The organism is Chryseobacterium sp. L12 (assembly GCF_056133985.1).
This window is the reverse complement of record NZ_JBVYOF010000042.1, coordinates 1-209: the sequence shown is the minus strand read 5'-3', so window position 1 is coordinate 209 and position 209 is coordinate 1. Positions and strand designations below refer to the sequence as shown.

Genomic DNA, 209 nt, shown 5'->3' with positions numbered 1-209 from the left:
TTCTGTGCGGTCGCAAAACCCTCGTGCTTCAGCATATCTTCGTAAATCTTGTCGATACGACCCCGTACGTTATCCAGCTTTTGGTTAATGTTCAAAGCGGTGGCACTCTTGCCCTCAACTCTTCCGTATTTTAAATCCCAATTTTTCGGGTTAATTTCTAACTTTGTTCCCAAAGTTTTAGCTGTTCCATCAATGGTAATACGTGCCAT

General features: G+C 42.6%; 1 protein-coding gene. It reads right to left on the bottom strand.

Annotated elements, in window-relative coordinates; translation table 11 throughout:
* On the bottom strand, nucleotides 1-209 hold a 209-nt coding region (locus AC0NBN_RS17200; protein ID WP_474468926.1), incomplete at both ends, for an Arm DNA-binding domain-containing protein.